A 1,779-nucleotide genomic window follows, 5' to 3' on the forward strand; every position below is an offset into this window, starting at 1 on the left:
TGTTGCAGTTCGGCGCCGCTGCCACCGCTCAAACGAAACGTTTGGGCATTAGCGCTGCGTTTCAGCGCGATGCGGTCGGGAAAGGCGAGGGCGATGATTAAACTGCAATCCAGGGCGGGGCTGCAATCCAGGTCGGGGCTGCCATCCGGAGTATTGGGCGAAGAGGTTGCCTGCAGCTGCCGCTGCCAGCGCTGTGCCAGCGGGNNCTGACCGCCGCTGATATCGGCAATGGCCAGATAATCGGCGTTGTGCAGATCGCTGTTATGTTGCAGTTCGGCGCCGCTGCCAGCGCTTAGGCGAAAAGTCTGGGCATTAGTGCTGCGTTTCTGCGCGATGCGGTCGGGGAAAGCGAGGGCGATGACTAAACTGCAATCCAGAGCGGGGCTGCTATCCAGAGTGCTAGTCGCAGGCGTTGCCTGCAGCTGTCGCTGCCAGCGCTGTGCCAGCGGGCGTACGCGGTTATTCCATAAGCCTTGCTGGCGGTGCGCCTGACTCAGCAGACGTTCGGCATCATCGCTGTGACGCTGCTGGTGAGGCCATTCCTGCAGCACGGCAACCAGTTCACAGGCTTTTGCCGCCATACCCAGCTGTTGTGCGCAGAGCAGGGCATGGGCCCAGCGTGGCTCGAGGCCGAGGGCGGCGCAGCGCTGACCATGTTCGTTCAGGCGCAGCGGCGCATCCGGCTGCAGCATCCCCAGCTGAGTCAGCACCTGCCGGGCCTGATTGAGGCTGGCGGCAGGCGGAGGCGTAAGCCATAGCAGATCGTTAAGATCCGCGCCCCAGTACAGTAATTCCAGCAGCAGCGGCGCCAGATCGGCATCCAGAATTTCGGCGCGGATATGGGGCTCGCGCCGGCTTTGTTCTTCTTCGCGCCATAAGCGGTAGCAGAAGCCTTCTGCCTGACGTCCGGCGCGGCCTGCACGCTGGACACTGGATGCCTGCGAAATAGTACGGGTCTGCAGTTGGCTGATGCCACTGGCCGGAGAGAAGCTCATCCTCCGCTCAAGACCGGAATCCACCACGATGCGCACGCCATCAATGGTCAGCGAGCTTTCGGCAATGTTGGTGGCCAGAATGACTTTGCGCATGCCCGCGGGCGCGGGGGTCAGTGCGGTTTTCTGTTCACTGTCGCTCAGCTGGCCATGAAGGGGGGCAAGCAGTACTCCGCTCAGCGTCTCCTGCAGCAGTGTCTGCACGCGGCTGATGTCGGCGACACCGGGTAAAAACGCCAGCACATCGCCATTGTTATGAGCGTTGAGGGCTTCACGGATAACGCTGGCGCAGTGCTCGGCCAGACGGACGTTACTGTTTGGCAGAGGCCGGTAAAAATGACTGACCGCAAAACCACGGCCCGGGCTGTGCAACAGCGGCGCCTGCAGTTTATCGCCGAGGCTGTCGGCATCAAGGGTGGCGGACATAACCAGCAGCCGCAGCTCCGGCCGCAACAGCTGCTGACACTGATGCGCCAGTGCCAGCGCCAGGTCGGAATGCAGGTTACGCTCGTGGAATTCATCGAAAATAATCAGGCCGACACCGTTAAGCTCAGGATCATCCTGCAGCATGCGGGTAAGAATACCTTCGGTGACCACCTCAATCCGGGTAGCGGCTGATACCTTTTGCTCCAGCCGGATGCGGTAGCCGACGGTTTCACCAACCGCTTCATTCAGCTGCTGCGCCATAAAGCGCGCGGCATTACGGGCGGCCAGGCGACGGGGTTCCAGCATGATAATCTTCTGCCCGCCGAGCCAGTTTTCCTGCAACAGAGCCAGTGGTACGCGG

General features: G+C 61.6%; 1 protein-coding gene. It reads right to left on the reverse strand.

The features are described 5' to 3' along the window. Positions 1–1,724, reverse strand: a 1,724-nt coding sequence (hrpB, locus tag B3P58_RS15775; protein WP_286718968.1) for an ATP-dependent helicase HrpB, incomplete at its 3' end; no start/stop codon positions are given. Positions 1,725–1,779: the final 55 nt, after the last annotated feature.

This window comes from Thalassolituus sp. UBA2009 (genome assembly GCF_002335285.1).
Classification (GTDB): Bacteria; Pseudomonadota; Gammaproteobacteria; order Pseudomonadales; family Oceanobacteraceae; genus Venatoribacter; species Venatoribacter alkanivorans.